A 16657-nucleotide genomic window follows, 5' to 3' on the forward strand; every position below is an offset into this window, starting at 1 on the left:
GGTGGTCTGGTCCCAGCACTCGTACCCGGTCGGGCAGCAGTTCCTCCAAGGCGGCTACGGCACCCGCTGCGTGTCCCGTCTCCCCCCGCCAATAGGCAAGACTGTGCCGGGTGGCCAGAGTATTGGGGTGGTCTGGTCCCAGCACTCGTACCCGGTCGGGCAGCAGTTCCTCCAAGGCGGCTACGGCACCCGCTGCGTGTCCCGTCTCCCCCCGCCAATAGGAAAGCTCGTGCCGGGTGGCCAAAGTACTGGGGTGGTCTGGTCCCAGTACTCGTACCCGGTCGGGCAGCAGTTCTTCAAAGGCGGCTGCTGCGCCCTCTGCGTCTCCCGCGTTCCCCCGCCAATAGGCGAGATTGTGCCGGACGGAGAGCGTGTCGGGGTGGTCTGGGCCCTGAGCCCGTATCTGGTCGGGCAGCAGTTCCTCCAAGGCGGCTGCTGCGCCAGTCGCGTCTCCCGCCTCCCCCCGCCAATAGGCAAGCTCGTGCCGGACGGAGAGCGTGTCGGGGTGGTCTGGGCCCTGAGCCCGTATCTGGTCGGGCAGCAGTTCTTCAAAGGCGGCTGCTGCGCCAGTCGCGTCTCCCGCCTCCCCCCGCCAATAGGCAAGACTGTGCCGGGTAGCCAGAGTGCTGGAGTGGTCTGGTCCCAGTACTCGTACCCGGTCGGGCACCAATTCTTCAAAGGCGGCTGCGGCACCCGCCGCATCTTCCGCCTCCCCCCGCCAATAGGCGAGATTGTGCCGGACGGAGAGCGTGTCGGGGTGGTCTGGGCCCTGAACCCGTATCTGGTCAGCCAACAATTCTTCGATAGCCGATAAGGCGGCAGCGCCCCCCGCCTCCCCTTGTCGGCGGGCTAGATAAAGTCGGGTATTTAGCGTGTCGGGGTGGTCTGGGCCCTGAGCCCGTATCTGGTCGGCCAGCAGTTCTTCAAAGGCGGCTACAGCGCCCGTCGCGTCCCCCGTCTCCCCCCGCCAGTGGGCTAGATGGAGTCGGGTATTTAGCGTGTCGCGTTGGTCTGGGCCCTGAGCCCGTATCTGGTCGGCCAGCAGTTCTTCAAAGGCGGCTACAGCGCCCGTCGCGTCCCCCGCCTCCCCCTGCCAGCGGGAAAGATTGTGCCGGGTGGCCAGAGTGTCGGGGTGGTCCGGGCCCAGCACCCGAACTCGGTCGACCAGCAGTTCTTTCAACGCGGCGACCCCGCCGATAGAGTCTCCCGCCTCCCCTCGCCAGTACGCCAGGTGGTGGCGAGTGGTGAGGGTGTTGGGGTGGTCCGGGCCTAGTACGCGAACTCGGTCGGCCAGCAATTCGTTCAGGGCGGCTGAGGCACCCGTCGCGTCTCCCGCCTCCCCCCGCCAGTAGGCAAGATTTTGACGGGTGGACAGCGTATCCGGGTGGTCTGGGCCCTGAACTCGTATCTGGTCGGCCAGCAATTCCTCGAAGGCGGCCGCCGTGGCGGTGGCGGCTGTATCCCCCGCCTCCCCTTGCCAGTAGGCAAGGTGTTGGCGAGTGGTGAGGGTGTCGGGGTGGTCCGGGCCCAGCACCTGTACTCGATAGGGCAGCAAGTCTCTCAACCCGGCCGCGGCAGCGGCTGCATCCCCGGCCTCCCCTCGCCAGCGCTCCCGTTCGTGCCGGGTGGTGAGGATGTCGGGGTGGTCTGGGTCTAGCACTCGCACCTGATCGGCCAGCAACTCTTCGAAGGCGGCTACGGCGCCCGTCGCGTCCCCCGCCTCCCCTCGCCAGTGAGCAAGTTCGTGTCGGACAGCCAGGGTGTCGGTGTGGTTTGAACTCAAATGACGGCAAACGGTCTCAGCGACATTTCGGAAGTAGTCGATGGCAGCGGAGACCTGACCAGCTTCGCCAAGGCTGCGGCCAGTACGAAAGAGCACCGGATGGGCGTTGGGTCTGTACAAGGCGCGCTCAGCGTGCCGGATTAGAGCGGAGGCGTTGGCGCGAAGCACCTGGGCTTGATTGGTGTCGCGGGCCACTTTCGGCCAGACGGAGCACAGAGCGTCCGCTGCCGCGCGGGCTAACTGGTCGCGTTCCGGGCCCATGAGCTGATCACGGCTGGCGCGTTGGATGATCTGGTGGACGCGCACGGACTGGTGAGGAGTGTCGGGGGTGTAGTCGATCAGATTGAGCTGGTGGAGATTCCACAGGGCGTCGGTGGCTTCCTCGACACTCGGGCTTTCAGACAAGATCGGTGGTGCCTGAAGGACCACCGGATCGGTCGTCGTCGGATGGTTCTGGGTGAGGTAGGCCAGGGCAGGTGGGCTGGTCAGCACGGTAGCCGGAATGCCGTTGGGGTCGAGGATCGCGGAAAGCCGCAGCAAGGGGCTCGCGAGACTGGTGGGGGGCAGGTGGTCGGCCAGGTCAAGCGAAAGGGACCATGCGGCGGCTACGGTGAAGCGTTGATCGTCGGGCAGACCAGTGCTGTGAGCAAGCAGTTTAGGCAAGATAAGGCGGTGGTCGGCTAGGCGCTTGCGATAGGCGGCACAGTCAAGCCCTTTGTTGATCATATAGGGCACCGCTTGGGCTAGCGCCAGAGGTAGGCGTCCGAGGTCGTGGGCGAGGCCCTTGATGTGCTGGGGGTCGTCGTCACGGTGGTGGGCAGCAAGTTTGGCTGTCAGATAGTCGGTGGCTTCGGCATCTGTGAACAAGTCGATCTCGATGCGGCGGCGGCCGGATACTGCGAAGGCGGCATCGCGGTTGCGGGTCGTGATCAGAGTGCGGCCGTGGGGGACATCTGGGGGCCACAAGCCACCCAGGGCTGCTGGGTGCGGCACGTCGTCCAGCACGACTAGCCACCGGCAGCCAGCGTCTGGACCCGATGCTTCCGGGGGTGTGGCGAGCCAGGCCAGGAGCGCGGACGCGGCGCGTCGAGGGTCGCCCGAGTCGGCCCCGAGGAGGTCAGCGGCGGCGCCGGCATAGGTGTCGATGACCTCTTCATGAGTGGCAGCGGTCACCCACACCAGCAGGTCTATCTCACCGCAGTCCCACAGGGTGCGGGCATAGTGGGCGGCCAGCTGAGTCTTGCCGACACCGCCCATACCGACCAGAACCTGCCCGAGCACCGTGGTGCCGCCGTCGGCTGGCTCCTCCCTGAGTGATCGCAATGCTGCCCGATCTTGGAAGCAATCGGCAGTGCGAGGCAGTGCTCCGACCCGGTGCGGCAAAGACGCGGTCGTGCGCGGTGCGGCGTGGTAGTGCGCCTGGCCAATCCGCTCGGCACCGATACCCCCTGGCACTTGGATGGCACGACCGATATGGACCGGAGCATCCACGCTATGCCTGGAAGAGACGCTAGGGCTTTTGGCGCCCGGTCCGTTCAGCCCTTGGACGGATCGGGTGAGCGAGGGGTGCCGATGTGTGCGCCTCCGCTGATGACGCCACCAGCGATCCCCCCGTCCGCACGGACGACCACGTCCCGGCCTGCAGCCACCCCACCGGGTTGGGTAGACACCCCGGCCGCAGCTCCGGCGTAGTTGGCCAATAGCGCACGAAGTTCGGTCTCAACTTCCTGGCGCTCGGATGCGTTCAGAGTTTCCAGCAAGGCCTCAAAGCGCGTCTGCCAAGCAGTCTCATGCCGGATCTGTACGCGTTCCGCCTCGGTATCACCAGCTGCTTCCAAGGCTGCCGCAGTCTGCTCCAGACGGTCCAGCTCGACTTGCTCGCGATCGGCATCCCCGCGTCCCAGTAGTTGAGCCACCCGCTGCCGTAACCCCGACCATGCATCCGTGCCTGCCGCTTGCACCACGGCGGTACCGCCGGCCGCAGCCAACGCCACCAAAGCTTCCGTCAACATCCCATCCCCCACTTGCGTTGTTGACCGGACTCTATGGCCTACCCGTACCCACGTACCGTTTTCGAGGAAACACGCTTGCGCAACAACCGAGGATTCCCAAGCATCGCAACGCCTGCGGGATTACAGCACGGACACCCCGGCGCCGCAGCTGCTCACGGATGGCCTGGGGCGAGTACGCCTTGCCGGCGAGAAGCGCCTGCGGAGTGGCGCGGGGCCGCCCTACGGGCCGGGTACTCGCAGGCGGGCAATGACCCGTGCGAAGGCGGGTGCGTCACCGGCCTGGCCTGGGGTGAGGCGAAACGCCGGCGGCCGGCCTTGGCTGTCGGAAGCCGGATGGATATTGCTGGCAGGCCGCCGCAGGAGCGCCGAAGGGCATGATCGGCAGGCTAGCTGGCCGGGGCGTCTTTGATGGGCCCTGGCCGCGTGCTGGTGGGCACGGACGATTGTGGAGTCGACCGCGACGCCCCAGTCCAGATCGCCTCGGCGTCGGCTTGGGCCAACAGAGCCGTGCACACCTTCTTCCAGGTTCCGTCAACGACCTACTTCCGAGCCGGTTTATGGATGCCCTTCCACGACCCGAAGCGCTCAGGCGAGTCCATCCACGGCGTCCCGGTGCGGTACTTGAAGGTGATCGCGTCCCGGTGCTTCCGCCGCCGCCCACTCCGCCGAGGCGCCCGATTTGGAAGCCAGCCCCAGCACCATGATGAGCCGGTCCTCCCCAGGCCCCAGATAGTCCCTGCGCACCCCTCCCTCGGCCGAGAACCCCAGGGTCCGGTACAGCATGATCGCCGCCGCGTTCGTCGGTTCCACGGTCAGCCGTACCTCGTGCACCCGCTCGCGGCGCAACTGGCGCAGCACCTCCAGCATCAGCCGTTTGCCCAGCCCCCGGCCGCGCCGGTCGGCGCTGACGGCCAGGCTCAGGACCCAGCACACATAGCCGTCCGACGTGGTGACGAACAGGACGTAGCCGTGCAGGCAGTCCCCGTCGTCGAGGACGAGGAAGCGGTCGCCGTGGACGTCGAAGTGCTGGCGCAGTACGAAGTAGGGGTACGGCTCCTCGGGGAACACCTCCCGGTCCACCCGCAGGAGCTCGGGCAGGTCCGCCTCGGTCACTCCTCGTGTCGTCAGGGGCCGATCGCTGCTGCCGGCTAAGAACGCCTGGTCGGAGCGGCGGCCCAGAACAGGGAAACGTTCCTCCGGCATAGCCATCGACTGCCCCCTATGTGATGGATTGGAGTCACTCATGCGGGTGAGCACCCGTTGCCTGCCGTTTCAGGCGCTCGGTTCGAGATCCGCCCATCTTGAGCAGGGCAATCCCGTGGTTCAAGAGTGCGAGATGCTTATGCCTCGACGCGCTCCCAGTGCGCCTTCTTTTGGTACCGTGAGTGAATGACCCAGAGATCGTCGGGGGACGTCCAGTTGAAGAACAAAGACGTGCGCTGGGCGGCGTTCGACCCGATCGCCTACGTTGATCACAACTACCGCGACTTACAGGCAGAGGACGCGGAGATCCTGCACATGATCCGGGATCATTTTGGTGATCATTTCCGGAAGCAGGGCTTCGGCCCGGTTTCCGGTATCGACGTAGGTGCCGGTGCCAATCTCTATCCCGCACTCGCCATGATGCCGTGGTGCGAGGAGATCACCCTCTTCGAGCGCTCGCCGTCGAACGTCCGGTACCTCTCCCGCCAGGCCGAGTCCTACGACCGGAACTGGGACCAGTTCTGGGAGACCCTGTGCGAGCACGAGGCGTACAACTCCCTTGGTGCGGACCCGCGTGAGAGATTCCGCAAGGTCGTCTCCGTCGAGCAGGGCGACCTCTTCGACCTGGCGCGGTACGAGCGCCGGTGGTCCATGGGGACCATGTTCTTCGTCGCCGAGTCGATGACCACGTCCCACCAGGAGTTCTCGCTCGGCGTCGAGCGTTTCATGCGCGCCCTGGTCCCCGGCGCCCCCTTCGCGGCCGCCTTCATGGAGCATTCCACGGGCTATCACGCCGGTGAGCATTTCTTCCCGGCCTGTGACGTGGGAGAATCCGAGGTGCGCGCGAGCCTTGAGCCATTCGCGGGTGACTTCAAGGTGCAGCGACTCGAATCCGCGGCCGAGGTGCGCGACGGATATTCGGGAATGATCGTCGCCTACGGCTGGCGAAATTCGGACGCGCTCATTCCGATCGGCTGATCGGTGGAGCTTCACAACAGCACAGCGATATTCCTCTAGTGATGGCAGTGCGGTCTGTGTGAGGGGCAGGGAATGCAGATCAAGCCACGCCAGCATCTGCTGGACATCTGGCAGGCGGTAGCCCGCCACTCTTTCGACGGGGGAGAGTGGGAGTGGGGCGACTGGGGCAACGAGAGCAGCGTGGCCGACGCCGAGCGGCTGCTCTGCCTGCTGTACCCGGCCACCGAGATCCCCGCCTTCCGGCTGGACGACCCGGACACCACACAGGAGGACGTCCAGCAGGTCCTCAAGCGGGCCGGTGGACGGCTGGAGGTCCCGGCCAACCTCGTCACGGCCATGGCCGACTTCATGCGGGCGCACACCGGCGAGGACAAGAGGCCGACCTTCGCCGGGGGTTACTACTTCGGGTCCGCCGACAAGACCAAGGAAGTCACCGAGGAACAGCGCCAACTCGGCGTCGTCGACTCGTTCTCCATGTCGATCACCCTGTGCCTCGCCACCCTCGGCTTCCTCAAGGTCTACGAGACCAGGACCCGGCGCAGCGACGTCAAGGAGACGATCGCCGAGCTGCGCCTGGCCACCAGCAACCGGCTCACCGCCGCCATGGTGAGCCTGCTGCGCTCCTTCACCGTCAACGTCTTCGACGTCGACGCCTCCCAGGGCCGTACGCTCTGTGAACTCCTCGGCCAGGGGCGGCTGTCGCAGCGACAGGTGCTGAGCAAGTTCCAGAACCGTTTCCGTTCGCTGCGCGCGGCGATCAACGAGAGCGTGTTCCTCGGCATCGACGTCCAGGAAGGCCTCAAGGACGAGAACCAGCTCTTCGAGTGCGGCTGGGCGTGGAGCATGGTGAGGGACGCTCCCGAGGTCGAGACCGACGAGCCCATCGGGCCGCAGCCCGAGGGCGTGGCCAACGCGGTGCCGTATCTGTACTTCACCGTGGTCGCCCTCGACGGCATCCAGGACCTGTTCTCGGACCGCACCCTCACCCTCGGCCTGCTCAACACCGAGCAGCAGAAGCTCGCCGAGGCGCTGCGGCTGCGGTGGGAGCTGACCCAGCAGTACTGGTCCCGCATCGCCCGCTTCGACGACGAGCGCTGGCCCCTGGAGGACATTCCCTGGCGTACGACGGGACAGAAGCTGGAGTCCGAGTACTTCTCCCTGTCCGTCGCCGCCATCCTCGTGCACGACCTGATGCGCCGCCGGGCCACCGACGACGACCTGACCCGTACCGTCGGCATCATGGAGCGCCTCGCCGAGCGCGGCCGTATCACCAGCCGGATGACGCGCGACGACCCCATGGTCCAGGAGCTGCACAACCTGGGCGTCGCTCTGCCGTTGCAGGGCAGCGAGCGGCTCGGCCCGCCGATGACGTGGTCGATGACCGACTTCTCGGCGCAGCTGCTGAAGCGGACCGTCCAGCTGTGCACGCTCTCGCGCAGCCTCGCCTCGCACGACCGGCTGCTCAGGCTGGCCGAGGACATCTTCGACCACATGTGGGCGCGCCGCATCCGCGACGGCGAGGGCGTCGGCCTCTGGGACAACGTCCACGCCGCCTATCCCCAGGCGGAGATCAGCAAGCGCCGCGTGCCGGTGTCGTGGAGCATCACCGAGCGGGTCACCGAGGTGATGGTCCAGGCCCACGACATGTACCGGCAGCCCCCGATCCGCAGCCTCGAACTGACCGAGCTGGCAAGGGCGTTGCTCAGCGAGTCCGCCCATCTGCTGGGCAACGAACAGATGGAACCCGCGCCCACGGACTCCGGCCGGCACGGGATGGAACTGCGGAACATCGAGGTCAAGTTGCGCCGGGCCCGCAGCCTCGTGGACGAACAGCCGGGTACGGCCTACGCGTTGACGCTCGACGTGCTGGGACAGCTCGACTCGCTCGCCCGGGCCCGCGAAGCCGCGGACCGGGGAGTGTGACACGGTGCTGATCTTCGCCGCCTCCGACAAAGGAGGCACCGGGCGCTCCGTCACGAGCGCCAACCTCGCCTACCACCGGGCGATGGCCGGGGACGACGTCTGCTATCTGGACTTCGACTTCGGCTCGCCGACCGCGGCGGCCGTCTTCGACGTGGGCGACGCCCGCCAGGCCACCGAGGACCGCGGCCTGCACGCCTACCTGATAGGGGAGGTCAGCGAACCGGCCCGGATCGACGTGTGGGCCGAGACCGAGCACCAGGTGCTGCGCTTCCCGCCGCCCGGCTGCGGCCGGCTGGTCCTGATGCCCGGCGACGTCAGCGGCGGCGAGTTCGCGACCAGCGACGACAACCTGCGCCGCTGCGTCGACCTGCTGATGAACCTGTACTACGAGTTCGACCTGGTCGTCGTCGACCTCAGCGCCGGCCGCTCCTACGCCGTCGACATGGTCCTGGAGGCCACCGCACAGCCCGAGATGAGCGAGGTCACGGCCCGCTGGCTGGTCTTCCACCGCTGGACCCGCCAGCATGTCGCCGCCGCCGCGAGCCTGGTCTTCGGCAAGCGCGGCATCGTCGCGGGCGGCGCCGACCGCGGCCACGACGAGGAGACGCTTCGCAACGCGATCCGGTTCGTAAGGGCCGCCGTACCCGACCCCGAATCGCCGCTGTGGTCGCAGGTCTCGCCCACGCAGTCGGCGTGGATGCGCAAGACCGACGGCGACCTCAAGCAGCTCGCCTCCACGCACGGCATCGGCTACAGCCAGGTCCTCGGCTCGGTGCCGCTCGAACCGGTCCTCCAGTGGCGTGAGCAGCTCATCACCGACGAGGACGTGCTCGACAGCCAGATCGCCAACCAGGAGACCTGGCAGGCGCTGAGCCAGCTCGCAAGCCGCCTCACCGACGACAAGTACTGGGAGCAGGCGTGAGCGAAGCCGTGTTCCAGGAGACCACCGCCGAACTGCGCACCCAGTCCGTGCCGCTGTCCCATCTCTCCCTGGAGCTGGGCCACCTCTACATGGAGGACTTCGAGGCGGGCGCCAAGCGGCTGGGCGAGCACTTCGCGGAGGTACGGGTGTGGGCGGACGCGGTGCGGGCCTCGGCCGCCCGCCGCAGCAAGCGGCCCCGTATCAGCACCTGCTTCCTGATCGACGACTACTTCACCCGCTTCTCCACCCCGGCCGAGCTGATCCCGATGGTGCTGAAGGAGGCCGAGAAGGCGGGCCTCGTCATCGACTACCTCGCCCGCGAGTCGGCCTGCGCGGTCGCCGACCGGGTCGAGCTCGCCGAGTCCGTCATGCACCGTCTCGTCGAGTCGCCGCCGCCCGGCAGCTACGGCTCCCGCCCGCCCGTCAGCCAGACCGGCTGGCTCGCCAACGGCCAGCGCACGCCCTCGACGTCCCGCAGCGCCCTGGGCGCGGTCAAGGGCTGGGAACCGCCCCAGGAGACCGCCGCCCGCAACCACTCGGTCTTCATGGACGTCGAGCTGTGGTCCGAGAAGGACGGCAAGCGCCTGTGGTCCTGCCCTTTCCTGGCCGCCGTATGGCAACTGGCGCGGCTGGGGCTGTTACGCCACCTCGGTGAGCCCGTGCTGGAGCCCAAGGACTGGCAGGGCGAGGACTTCCCGCACGACTGGGACCGGCTGCCGCCGCTGGTCCGGCTCACCGGCACCAAGGCGGCCTTCAGCGCCTACCGCACCTGCACCCTCATGCCGAACCGCTTCCTCGCCGTCGAGGACGCCGTCCGGCTCATCCTGGACCAGACGGACGTCGACGCGGGCGCGCTGCAGCAGGTCGCCAAGCGGTCCGCCGACGAGGGGATGGCGGTCCCGGCAGCGGTCGCCCAGCGTGCAACGTACGTCTTCTACGAGGAGCCCGGCGACTCCTCCCGGCCGGAGGAGACCTGAGATGACGGCGGCCACCGGACAACCGGCGCGTTCGGTCCTCGCCTGCGGTGAGGTGCGCACCTGTCTGCTGCCGTCGTTCCAGGCGCTCGACGCCCGGGCCGCCGCCCAGCTGCTCAGGCTGCGCGCCGACGTCCATGTCCGGGTCTCGGAACGGCCCAGCATGTACGTCCTTTCCCCCGAGGTCCTGACCGGCGTGGACTGCCGGCTGCCCGCCGCCAACGGCACCAAGACCCGGGGCGTCGGTACGGTGGCCGCCCGCGCGGCGCTGACCGAGGGCCGGCTGCTCCAGTCGACCGCGTACTTCAGCCTCCCGGCCGCCGGCCCCGACATGCGGCGCCCCTGGGGGCAGTACCTCGTACGGCCGGGCCTGGTCGAGCCGTTCGGCAAGCTGCCCCAACAGGCCACTGCAGAGGGCGTGTTGCGGGGCGCGGGACGTGGCGAACTCGACCTCGGGATGATCGCCGAGGGCCTGCTCGCACAGCTCCGCCGCCATGCGCTGCTGGACCGCCGGGTGCCCTTCAAGTCCGCTCCGACGCGGCTGCGGTGGGTCGCGCGGCGGACCCCGGCCGGTGAGCGGGCGTCCCTGGCGAACTTCACCGTCGCCGAGGGCGGGCTGCGGACCGTGGAGCTACGGCTGCCGGAGGACGTCCCGGCGTCCGCCGCGGCCGGTCTGTGCGAGGATCTCGCCCTGCACGACTGGCTTTTGACGACCGTTCAGCACATGCTGGACAACAACCGGATCGGTGCCATAGACGGACCCTCGGTGGTCGAGGCGCTGCATCCGGTCGTGGTTCATCTGCTGCATCTGTGGATGCCTCGCGCACACGTGGACCCCGCGCTGGGTCACCTGTGGGACGTGCTCGAAGACAAACCGGGATTCTCCCGCCAGTGGGAGAACCTGAGCCGGCGCATCAGAGATCGACTGGCCCTCCAGGCCGTGGCGGTGCCCCACCAGGCGCTCAGCACGCGCTGAGGGGCGGTACCGGAACCAGATACCCGACGGGGGAAGAGAAATGGGCGGAGCGTCATCGTTAGGAGCAGGTGGCAACGGGCAAGTGGTACCGCGCCAGGAACCGCGCATGCCCAAGATGTTCTGGCGGATCCTGATCACCGCCGGGGCGGCGGCGGGGGCCTTCCTGTTGACCAGCATCCTCAGCCAGGACGACGGGAACATCTGGCAGTGGGTGGCGTCCATCGTCATCGGCAGCGCGGCCCTGATCGTGCAGTACCTGATCGACTTCGGCGAGCGGTTCGAGAAGGTCGACCGGCGCTTCAACGAGATCCTCGCCGCGACGACGTTGTTCAGCCAGGTCGACGGTTCGGTGCTGCGGTCCGACGAGGTGACCCGGCTGGTCCTCGGCTACACCAAGGTCCGTGAGCAGGGCGGCGACATCATGCAGGCCTTCGCCGAGAAGGAACTGGGCCGGCTCGCCAAGATGATGGAAGGCCTCGGCAGCGGCAGCGCGGACTGCCCAGGCGAGAACCACGAGTGGCTCATCGACATCACCGACTGCGTCAAGATGACCCTCGACGCCACCAGCACCTCGGTGGACCGGGAGTTCTGGAGCAGCGGGCCCGCCGAGCGGTATCTCGCCGCGCAGGAGAAGGCGATCAAGCGGCGGGGCGTGGAGATCCGGCGCCTGTTCATCGTGCGGACCGAGGACGAGGTCACGCCGGAGCTCAGAGGGCTGTGCGACAGCCATCGCAGGCGAGGTATCGACGCGCGTATCGCGGTGCGGTCGCTGATGCAGTCCAACCCCAGGGTGAGCGACTTCATCGTCTTCGACGGCGAACTCTGCCACGAGACGAAGCCGGACCAGGAGAACAACCCGGACAGCACGTTGCTGAACGCCGAGCCGGACCACATCGAGGACCACGTCACCCAGTTCACCGAGCTGTGGGCGGAGGCGGAGCGTCAGCAGACGGCTCCGCGAGTCACCGCAGAGACGTGAGGAACCCGCGCCAGGCGTGCGCGGGGATGAGGAGTACGGGGCTGTCCGAGGCGAGTTTGGAGTCTCGGACGGGGACGACGCCGGGTATGCCGTCGGCGATCTCGACACAGCTGCCGCCGTTGCCGTCGCTGAAGCTGCTCTTGCGCCAGCTCGCGTTGCTCAGGTCGTACTCGCGCATCGTCTGAAGTCCTCCGCCGCCGACTCGATGAGGGCCAGGGACGCCTCTGGCGACAGCGCGGCGGCCCTGAGCAGATCGTATGCCGCGTACGCGTGCTTCACCACAGCCGGATCGTCCAGCAGATTCCCCGAATACACGGCTTCTGTATAGGCCGTTGGCGGGGCGTCCTCGAACTCCATCAACTCCAACATGCCGTTCATGAGGGCGTAGGCCCCCGCCGCGTACGGCAGCACCTGCACCAGCACCGTCCGCTCGCGCGTCAGCGCCGCCAGCCGCTCCAGCTGCTCCACCATGGCGGCCGGGCCGCCGACCGGGATGCGCAGCACGTTCTCGTGCAGGACGACCCAATACACGGGCCGTGTAGCGTCCTTGAGGATGTGCTGGCGCTCCAGGCGGCCCGACACCTTGTCCTCGATGTACTCGTCTGTCGCGAACCGGTTCATCGCCAGGGTCACCGCCCGCGCGTACCCGGCCGTCTGCAACAGGCCCGGCACCAGCGCGGGCGCGAACTCGCAGATCTTTGTCGCGAGCCGCTCCAGCTCCGCCGCCTTCGCGAAGTAATCCGCGTACCGCTGATCCTTGATGAGCTGGCGCCACATTCGCTCGAAAATACCGTCGGTTTGCAGCGCCTCATCAATCCGCTGCGCGACATCCCGCTGAGGCTTCCGAATGGCCTGTTCGAATTGGCCGATGTATCCGCCGGAGACGAATACCCGGGCTCCTAACTCCACCTGGGTGAGCCCGGCGTCCTCCCTTCGCCGTTTCAACTCCGCGCCGAAGAACTCCCAGGCCGCCTGCCGCGAACCGTTGGCCATGGCCAACCCCCTTGTACTGCCCTGCACTTGTAGGGCACAGACTCCTGCCGAGTGTAGGCGCCACAGGTCACCATGGATGTGAAATGCGTGAAACCCAAATAGGAGGGGAGCAAGGTGTCGGCACGACACTCGGCGCGCTGCGTCGAAGAAGCGGAGGAAGTAGTGAAGGAATTGCGGGCGGTGCTGGAGAAGGCAGGAATTACGCTTCCGACACTCCGGATCGATCCGGCGAGTCTTGCGCGTGAAGCCCCTTGCCCGCTCGTCGAATTGGGCCGGTGTTCGGTCGAGGTCGCGCAGCGCCTCACGGCGGTGTTGCGGTGAAGCCACCGATCGGGTCGTACGTCGTGGACACGTACAGGGGGACGATCGGGGTCGTGATGGGACATGAGGGGCCGTATGTGCAGCTGAGACCGTACGGGGGCGGGAAGGAGTGGGACGCCGAGCCGGGCGCCGTACGTACGGCCACCCCCGCCGAGCGGCTGCGCGCGGCGACGGCGTACGCCAACGCACGCAGCCGGGGTGAGGTTCCTTGACGTAGGGGCGGGCCCGTAAGGTGCGGCGGCATGGGCTTGTGGAAGAGATGGAGGAGGCGAGGGGCGAAGACGTCCCGGCGCTACCCCGTGCCGCTGAGCACGCACCAGCTGTGGATGGTGTCACTGAGCGCTCCGGTGAGCCGGGACAGCGGCGCCTCGCGGAAGACCCTCTACCCGTACACGCGGATCGACGACGACAGCGCCCGGCGCTGGCTGGCCGAGCAGTGGGAGATCACCTCGCGTGCGGAGCTGATCGACCGGCTCGACGACCTGGCCCGCAGCGGGTACCGGGCGAGGGCGCTGCGGGTCACGGGCGTCGCGCCGCTGGCCTGGGACGCCGCGCTGTACGTCGACATCACCCGCCGTGGGTTCGCCTGCGGGCTGATCGACGAGCCCGACGCCTGGACCGCGCTGAAGAACATCGTGCCGACGGTGGTGGGGACGTACGGCTCGTGGCAGGAGTACGCCGATCACTACCTGCTCGGCCGGCAGGTCTGGCGGGACGGACTGCGGGGCAGGGCGGAGTCCGCCTCGGACCTCCCGGCTCCGCAGGCCACCGCCGACGCGCATCTGCGGGCGCTGCTGGACCCGGCCAATCGTTCCAGCCCCTGGAACCTCGCGCCGTGGGACACCATCAGCCACCCCGATCGCGCCTGCTGACCCCAGGCGTACGAGAGAATGACCCCATGAGTCTGTTCCCTCGGCCGGAAGTCCACGGAGGCCCGCGATGAGCCTCTTCCGGGATGACGGCATCGTCCTGCGGACACAGAAACTCGGCGAGGCCGACCGGATCATCACCTTGCTCACCCGCGGACACGGGCGGGTGCGGGCCGTGGCCCGGGGTGTGCGGCGGACCAAGTCGAAGTTCGGGGCGCGGCTCGAACCCTTCTCCCACGTCGACGTGCAGTTCTTCGCGCGGGGGAGCGAGCTGATCGGACGCGGGCTGCCGCTGTGCACGCAGAGCGAGACCATCGCTCCGTACGGCGGCGGGATCGTCAGCGACTACGCGCGCTACACCGCCGGGACGGCCATGCTGGAGACCGCCGAGCGGTTCACCGATCACGAGGGCGAGCCGGCCGTGCAGCAGTACCTGCTGCTCGTCGGGGCCCTGCGCACCCTCTCCCGCGGCGAGCACGCCCCGCACCTTGTTCTCGACGCCTTCCTGCTGCGGTCGCTCGCCGTCAACGGCTACGCCCCCAGCTTCAGCGACTGTGCGAAGTGCGGTATGCCCGGTCCGAACCGTTTCTTCTCCGTGGGCTCCGGGGGCTCGGTCTGTGTCGACTGCCGGGTGCCCGGTAGCGTCGTACCGTCGCCGCAGACACTCGAACTGCTCGCCGCGCTCCTTACGGGAGACTGGGAGACGGCGGACGCCTGCGAGTCGCGGTACGTCCGGGAGGGCAGCGGGATCGTGTCCGCCTATCTGCACTGGCACCTGGAGCGCGGGCTGCGCTCGCTTCGGTACGTGGAAAAGTAGAGGGAGACGGAAAGCACATGGTTGTGAGTGGGTTCCTGGGGCGCCGGCGCCGCGAGTACAAGGCACCGGAGCCGCATCCATCCGGCGCCCGCGCGCCGAAGCTCCCCGGCGAGCTGGTCGCCAACCATGTGGCGATCGTCATGGACGGGAACGGCCGCTGGGCGAAGGAGCGCGGGCTGCCGCGCACCGAGGGCCACAAGGTCGGCGCCGAGCGGGTCCTCGACGTCCTCCAGGGGGCGATCGAGATGGGCGTCGGCGCGATCTCCCTGTACGCGTTCTCCACCGAGAACTGGAAGCGCTCGCCGGACGAGGTGCGCTTCCTCATGAACTTCAACCGCGACTTCATCCGCAAGACCCGCGACCAGCTCGACGAGCTGGGGATCCGGGTGCGGTGGGTCGGCCGGATGCCGAAGCTGTGGAAGTCCGTCGCCAAGGAGCTCCAGATCGCCCAGGAGCAGACCAAGGACAACGACAAGCTGACGCTGTACTTCTGCATGAACTACGGGGGCCGGGCCGAGATCGCGGACGCCGCGCAGGCCCTCGCGGCGGACGTGAAGGCGGGGCGGCTGGACCCGTCCAAGGTCAACGAGAAGACCTTCGCCAAGTACCTGTACTACCCGGACATGCCCGACGTGGACCTGTTCCTGCGCCCGAGCGGTGAGCAGCGCACCTCCAACTACCTTCTCTGGCAGAGCGCCTACGCCGAGATGGTCTTCCAGGACGTCCTGTGGCCGGACTTCGACCGGCGTGACCTGTGGCGCGCGTGCGTGGAGTTCGCGTCGCGCGACCGGCGGTTCGGCGGGGCCATCCCGAACGAGGAGCTGCTGGCGATGGAGGGCCGCCCCGAGGAGAGCTGACCTCGCGCACGCACGGGAACGGCCCCGCCCACCGAAGTGGAGCGGGGCCGTTCGCGGTTCGAGCCGACGTCAGTGGTCGTTCTTGAACGTGTAGCCCTTGCACTCGCTCTCCGCGCCGCCCTTGTAGCGGCAGAAGAGGAACGCGATGTTGGTGTTCTCCGGCAGGTTGTACGAACCGCCCATGGACGCCTTCTTGGTGGCGGAGTTGCCCTCGCCGCCGACGGAGAACTCGTACAGCTTCGCGCCGTACAGCTCGTGCTTGTACACGAACATCTTCACGGCGTAGCCGTCGGCGTCGTTGTCCTTGATGGTGACGACATCGCCGTACTCGTTGAAGTAGCCGGTGCCGCTCCAGTCGACGCCGGGCACGTTGCCCCAGACGTCCCCCGTGTGCATGGTGTGGTCGGCCGCGACAGCGGAGTTGGCGACTCCGAGTACGAGCGCCGCGCTCGCGGCGGCCACGCCTGCCATACGTCCCAGTTTCAAGTTGTGCCCCCTGTGGTCACTTTCAGCCTCTGCGTGCGCAGAAACCGACGTGATCCTATGGCCAAAAGATCACGTACAGGCAACCTGTTATTCATCTCACGCACCGGACGTGCGCGGCGGACTCGCGCCCCTGCCTCAGGCGTTGGAGGCCGCGCACTCCGCACACGTGCCGAAGATCTCCACCGTGTGCGCCACGTTCACGAAGCCGTGCTCGGCCGCGATGGCGTCCGCCCACTTCTCCACCGCCGGGCCCTCGACCTCCACGGCCTTGCCGCAGACGCGGCAGACGAGGTGGTGGTGGTGTTCGCCGGTCGAGCAGCGGCGGTAGACCGACTCGCCGTCGGAGGTGCGCAGCACGTCGACCTCGCCGGCGTCGGCGAGGGACTGCAGGGTGCGGTAGACCGTGGTGAGCCCGACCGAGTCGCCCTTGTGCTTCAGCATGTCGTGGAGATCCTGCGCACTGCGGAACTCGTCGACCTCGTCCAGGGCCGCCGCCACGGCGGCCCGCTGCCGAGTCGCGCGGCCCTTTACGGGCGGTCCAGCGGTCGTCACCGTTGCCTCCTC

Annotated in this window: 18 protein-coding genes; 11 read left to right on the forward strand and 7 right to left on the reverse strand. The window is 67.9% G+C overall.

All coding sequences use genetic code 11. The features are described 5' to 3' along the window. From ACWGDB_RS10255 to ACWGDB_RS10265, 3 genes are all read right to left on the reverse strand, one after another. On the reverse strand, positions 1-3106 hold a 3106-nt coding region (locus tag ACWGDB_RS10255), incomplete at its 3' end, for a tetratricopeptide repeat protein (RefSeq protein ID WP_453822030.1). A gap of 212 nt (positions 3107-3318) precedes the next feature. Next, positions 3319-3795, reverse strand: a complete 477-nt coding sequence (locus ACWGDB_RS10260; protein ID WP_453822031.1) for a hypothetical protein — start codon at positions 3793-3795, stop codon at positions 3319-3321. 585 nt (positions 3796-4380) lie between these two features. Beyond that, the gene (locus ACWGDB_RS10265) at positions 4381-4908 is read right to left on the reverse strand and encodes a GNAT family N-acetyltransferase (protein ID WP_453822032.1); all 528 of its coding nucleotides are present in this window, start codon (positions 4906-4908) and stop codon (positions 4381-4383) included. A gap of 276 nt (positions 4909-5184) precedes the next feature. Here ACWGDB_RS10265 and ACWGDB_RS10270 point away from each other — a divergent pair, with 276 nt between their 5' ends. The 6 genes from ACWGDB_RS10270 to ACWGDB_RS10295 all read left to right on the forward strand — a co-directional run bounded on the left by ACWGDB_RS10270 (position 5185) and on the right by ACWGDB_RS10295 (position 11750). Further along, positions 5185-5976: an SCO2525 family SAM-dependent methyltransferase gene (locus ACWGDB_RS10270; RefSeq protein ID WP_453822033.1), complete on the forward strand. Its 792-nt coding sequence runs from the start codon at positions 5185-5187 to the stop codon at positions 5974-5976. 72 nt (positions 5977-6048) lie between these two features. Beyond that, on the forward strand, positions 6049-7899 hold the full coding sequence (locus tag ACWGDB_RS10275) for an SCO2524 family protein (RefSeq protein ID WP_453822034.1): 1851 nt from the start codon (positions 6049-6051) through the stop codon (positions 7897-7899). Positions 7900-7903: 4 nt separating this feature from the next. After that, positions 7904-8821 carry an SCO2523 family variant P-loop protein gene (locus ACWGDB_RS10280; RefSeq protein ID WP_453822035.1) on the forward strand — a complete coding sequence of 306 codons (918 nt, stop codon included), beginning with the start codon at positions 7904-7906 and terminating at the stop codon, positions 8819-8821. Further along, complete coding sequence (locus ACWGDB_RS10285; protein WP_453822036.1) at positions 8818-9798, forward strand: SCO2522 family protein; 981 nt, start codon at positions 8818-8820, stop codon at positions 9796-9798. The genes ACWGDB_RS10280 and ACWGDB_RS10285 overlap by 4 nt, the downstream gene beginning before the upstream one ends. Position 9799: 1 nt before the next feature. Continuing rightward, complete coding sequence (locus tag ACWGDB_RS10290; RefSeq protein ID WP_453822037.1) at positions 9800-10771, forward strand: SCO2521 family protein; 972 nt, start codon at positions 9800-9802, stop codon at positions 10769-10771. Between the two features lie 106 nt (positions 10772-10877). Further along, positions 10878-11750: a DUF6879 family protein gene (locus tag ACWGDB_RS10295; protein ID WP_453822038.1), complete on the forward strand. Its 873-nt coding sequence runs from the start codon at positions 10878-10880 to the stop codon at positions 11748-11750. Here ACWGDB_RS10295 and ACWGDB_RS10300 read toward each other — a convergent pair. Both ACWGDB_RS10300 and ACWGDB_RS10305 read right to left on the reverse strand, forming a co-directional pair. After that, a complete protein-coding gene (locus tag ACWGDB_RS10300) occupies positions 11734-11928 on the reverse strand; it encodes a DUF397 domain-containing protein (RefSeq protein WP_453822039.1) in 195 nt (64 codons plus the stop codon). The two genes, ACWGDB_RS10295 and ACWGDB_RS10300, sit on opposite strands and share 17 nt — an antisense overlap. Further along, positions 11910-12743, reverse strand: coding sequence for a helix-turn-helix domain-containing protein (locus ACWGDB_RS10305; RefSeq protein WP_453822040.1), 834 nt, complete (start codon positions 12741-12743; stop codon positions 11910-11912). The genes ACWGDB_RS10300 and ACWGDB_RS10305 overlap by 19 nt, the downstream gene beginning before the upstream one ends. Positions 12744-12857: 114 nt before the next feature. Here ACWGDB_RS10305 and ACWGDB_RS10310 point away from each other — a divergent pair, with 114 nt between their 5' ends. The 5 genes from ACWGDB_RS10310 (at position 12858) to ACWGDB_RS10330 (ending at position 15607) form a co-directional block, all read left to right on the forward strand. Then, entirely contained in the window at positions 12858-13064 is a 207-nt protein-coding gene (locus ACWGDB_RS10310) for a hypothetical protein (RefSeq protein ID WP_453822041.1), read from the forward strand. Further along, a complete protein-coding gene (locus tag ACWGDB_RS10315; protein ID WP_453822042.1) occupies positions 13061-13276 on the forward strand; it encodes a hypothetical protein in 216 nt (71 codons plus the stop codon). The genes ACWGDB_RS10310 and ACWGDB_RS10315 overlap by 4 nt, the downstream gene beginning before the upstream one ends. Before the next feature lie 30 nt (positions 13277-13306). Continuing rightward, positions 13307-13936 (forward strand): DUF1266 domain-containing protein, encoded by a 630-nt coding sequence (locus tag ACWGDB_RS10320; RefSeq protein WP_453822043.1) that lies wholly within the window; start codon positions 13307-13309, stop codon positions 13934-13936. Positions 13937-14003: 67 nt separating this feature from the next. After that, positions 14004-14750: a DNA repair protein RecO gene (gene recO, locus ACWGDB_RS10325; RefSeq protein ID WP_369270916.1), complete on the forward strand. Its 747-nt coding sequence runs from the start codon at positions 14004-14006 to the stop codon at positions 14748-14750. A gap of 17 nt (positions 14751-14767) precedes the next feature. Then, on the forward strand, positions 14768-15607 hold the full coding sequence (locus ACWGDB_RS10330) for an isoprenyl transferase (protein ID WP_453822044.1): 840 nt from the start codon (positions 14768-14770) through the stop codon (positions 15605-15607). Between the two features lie 69 nt (positions 15608-15676). Here the strand turns inward: ACWGDB_RS10330 and ACWGDB_RS10335 are convergent, their stop codons facing one another. Both ACWGDB_RS10335 and ACWGDB_RS10340 read right to left on the reverse strand, forming a co-directional pair. Beyond that, positions 15677-16078 carry a hypothetical protein gene (locus ACWGDB_RS10335; protein ID WP_453822045.1) on the reverse strand — a complete coding sequence of 134 codons (402 nt, stop codon included), beginning with the start codon at positions 16076-16078 and terminating at the stop codon, positions 15677-15679. A gap of 150 nt (positions 16079-16228) precedes the next feature. Beyond that, positions 16229-16645, reverse strand: a complete 417-nt coding sequence (locus ACWGDB_RS10340; protein WP_453822046.1) for a Fur family transcriptional regulator — start codon at positions 16643-16645, stop codon at positions 16229-16231. Between the last annotated feature and the right edge of the window lie 12 nt (positions 16646-16657).

It is taken from the genome of Streptomyces sp. NPDC055013, from assembly GCF_053608645.1.

Coding starts and splice junctions, on each gene's coding strand:
- ACWGDB_RS10295 (WP_453822038.1), top strand. CDS start 10,878: ATGCCCAAGATGTTCTGGCGGATCCTGATCACCGCCGGGGCGGCGGCG.
- ACWGDB_RS10300 (WP_453822039.1), bottom strand. CDS start 11,928: ATGCGCGAGTACGACCTGAGCAACGCGAGCTGGCGCAAGAGCAGCTTC.
- ACWGDB_RS10275 (WP_453822034.1), top strand. CDS start 6,049: ATGCAGATCAAGCCACGCCAGCATCTGCTGGACATCTGGCAGGCGGTA.
- ACWGDB_RS10330 (WP_453822044.1), top strand. CDS start 14,768: ATGGTTGTGAGTGGGTTCCTGGGGCGCCGGCGCCGCGAGTACAAGGCA.
- ACWGDB_RS10260 (WP_453822031.1), bottom strand. CDS start 3,795: ATGTTGACGGAAGCTTTGGTGGCGTTGGCTGCGGCCGGCGGTACCGCC.
- recO (WP_369270916.1), top strand. CDS start 14,004: ATGAGCCTCTTCCGGGATGACGGCATCGTCCTGCGGACACAGAAACTC.
- ACWGDB_RS10305 (WP_453822040.1), bottom strand. CDS start 12,743: ATGGCCAACGGTTCGCGGCAGGCGGCCTGGGAGTTCTTCGGCGCGGAG.
- ACWGDB_RS10335 (WP_453822045.1), bottom strand. CDS start 16,078: ATGGCAGGCGTGGCCGCCGCGAGCGCGGCGCTCGTACTCGGAGTCGCC.
- ACWGDB_RS10290 (WP_453822037.1), top strand. CDS start 9,800: ATGACGGCGGCCACCGGACAACCGGCGCGTTCGGTCCTCGCCTGCGGT.
- ACWGDB_RS10320 (WP_453822043.1), top strand. CDS start 13,307: ATGGGCTTGTGGAAGAGATGGAGGAGGCGAGGGGCGAAGACGTCCCGG.
- ACWGDB_RS10270 (WP_453822033.1), top strand. CDS start 5,185: ATGACCCAGAGATCGTCGGGGGACGTCCAGTTGAAGAACAAAGACGTG.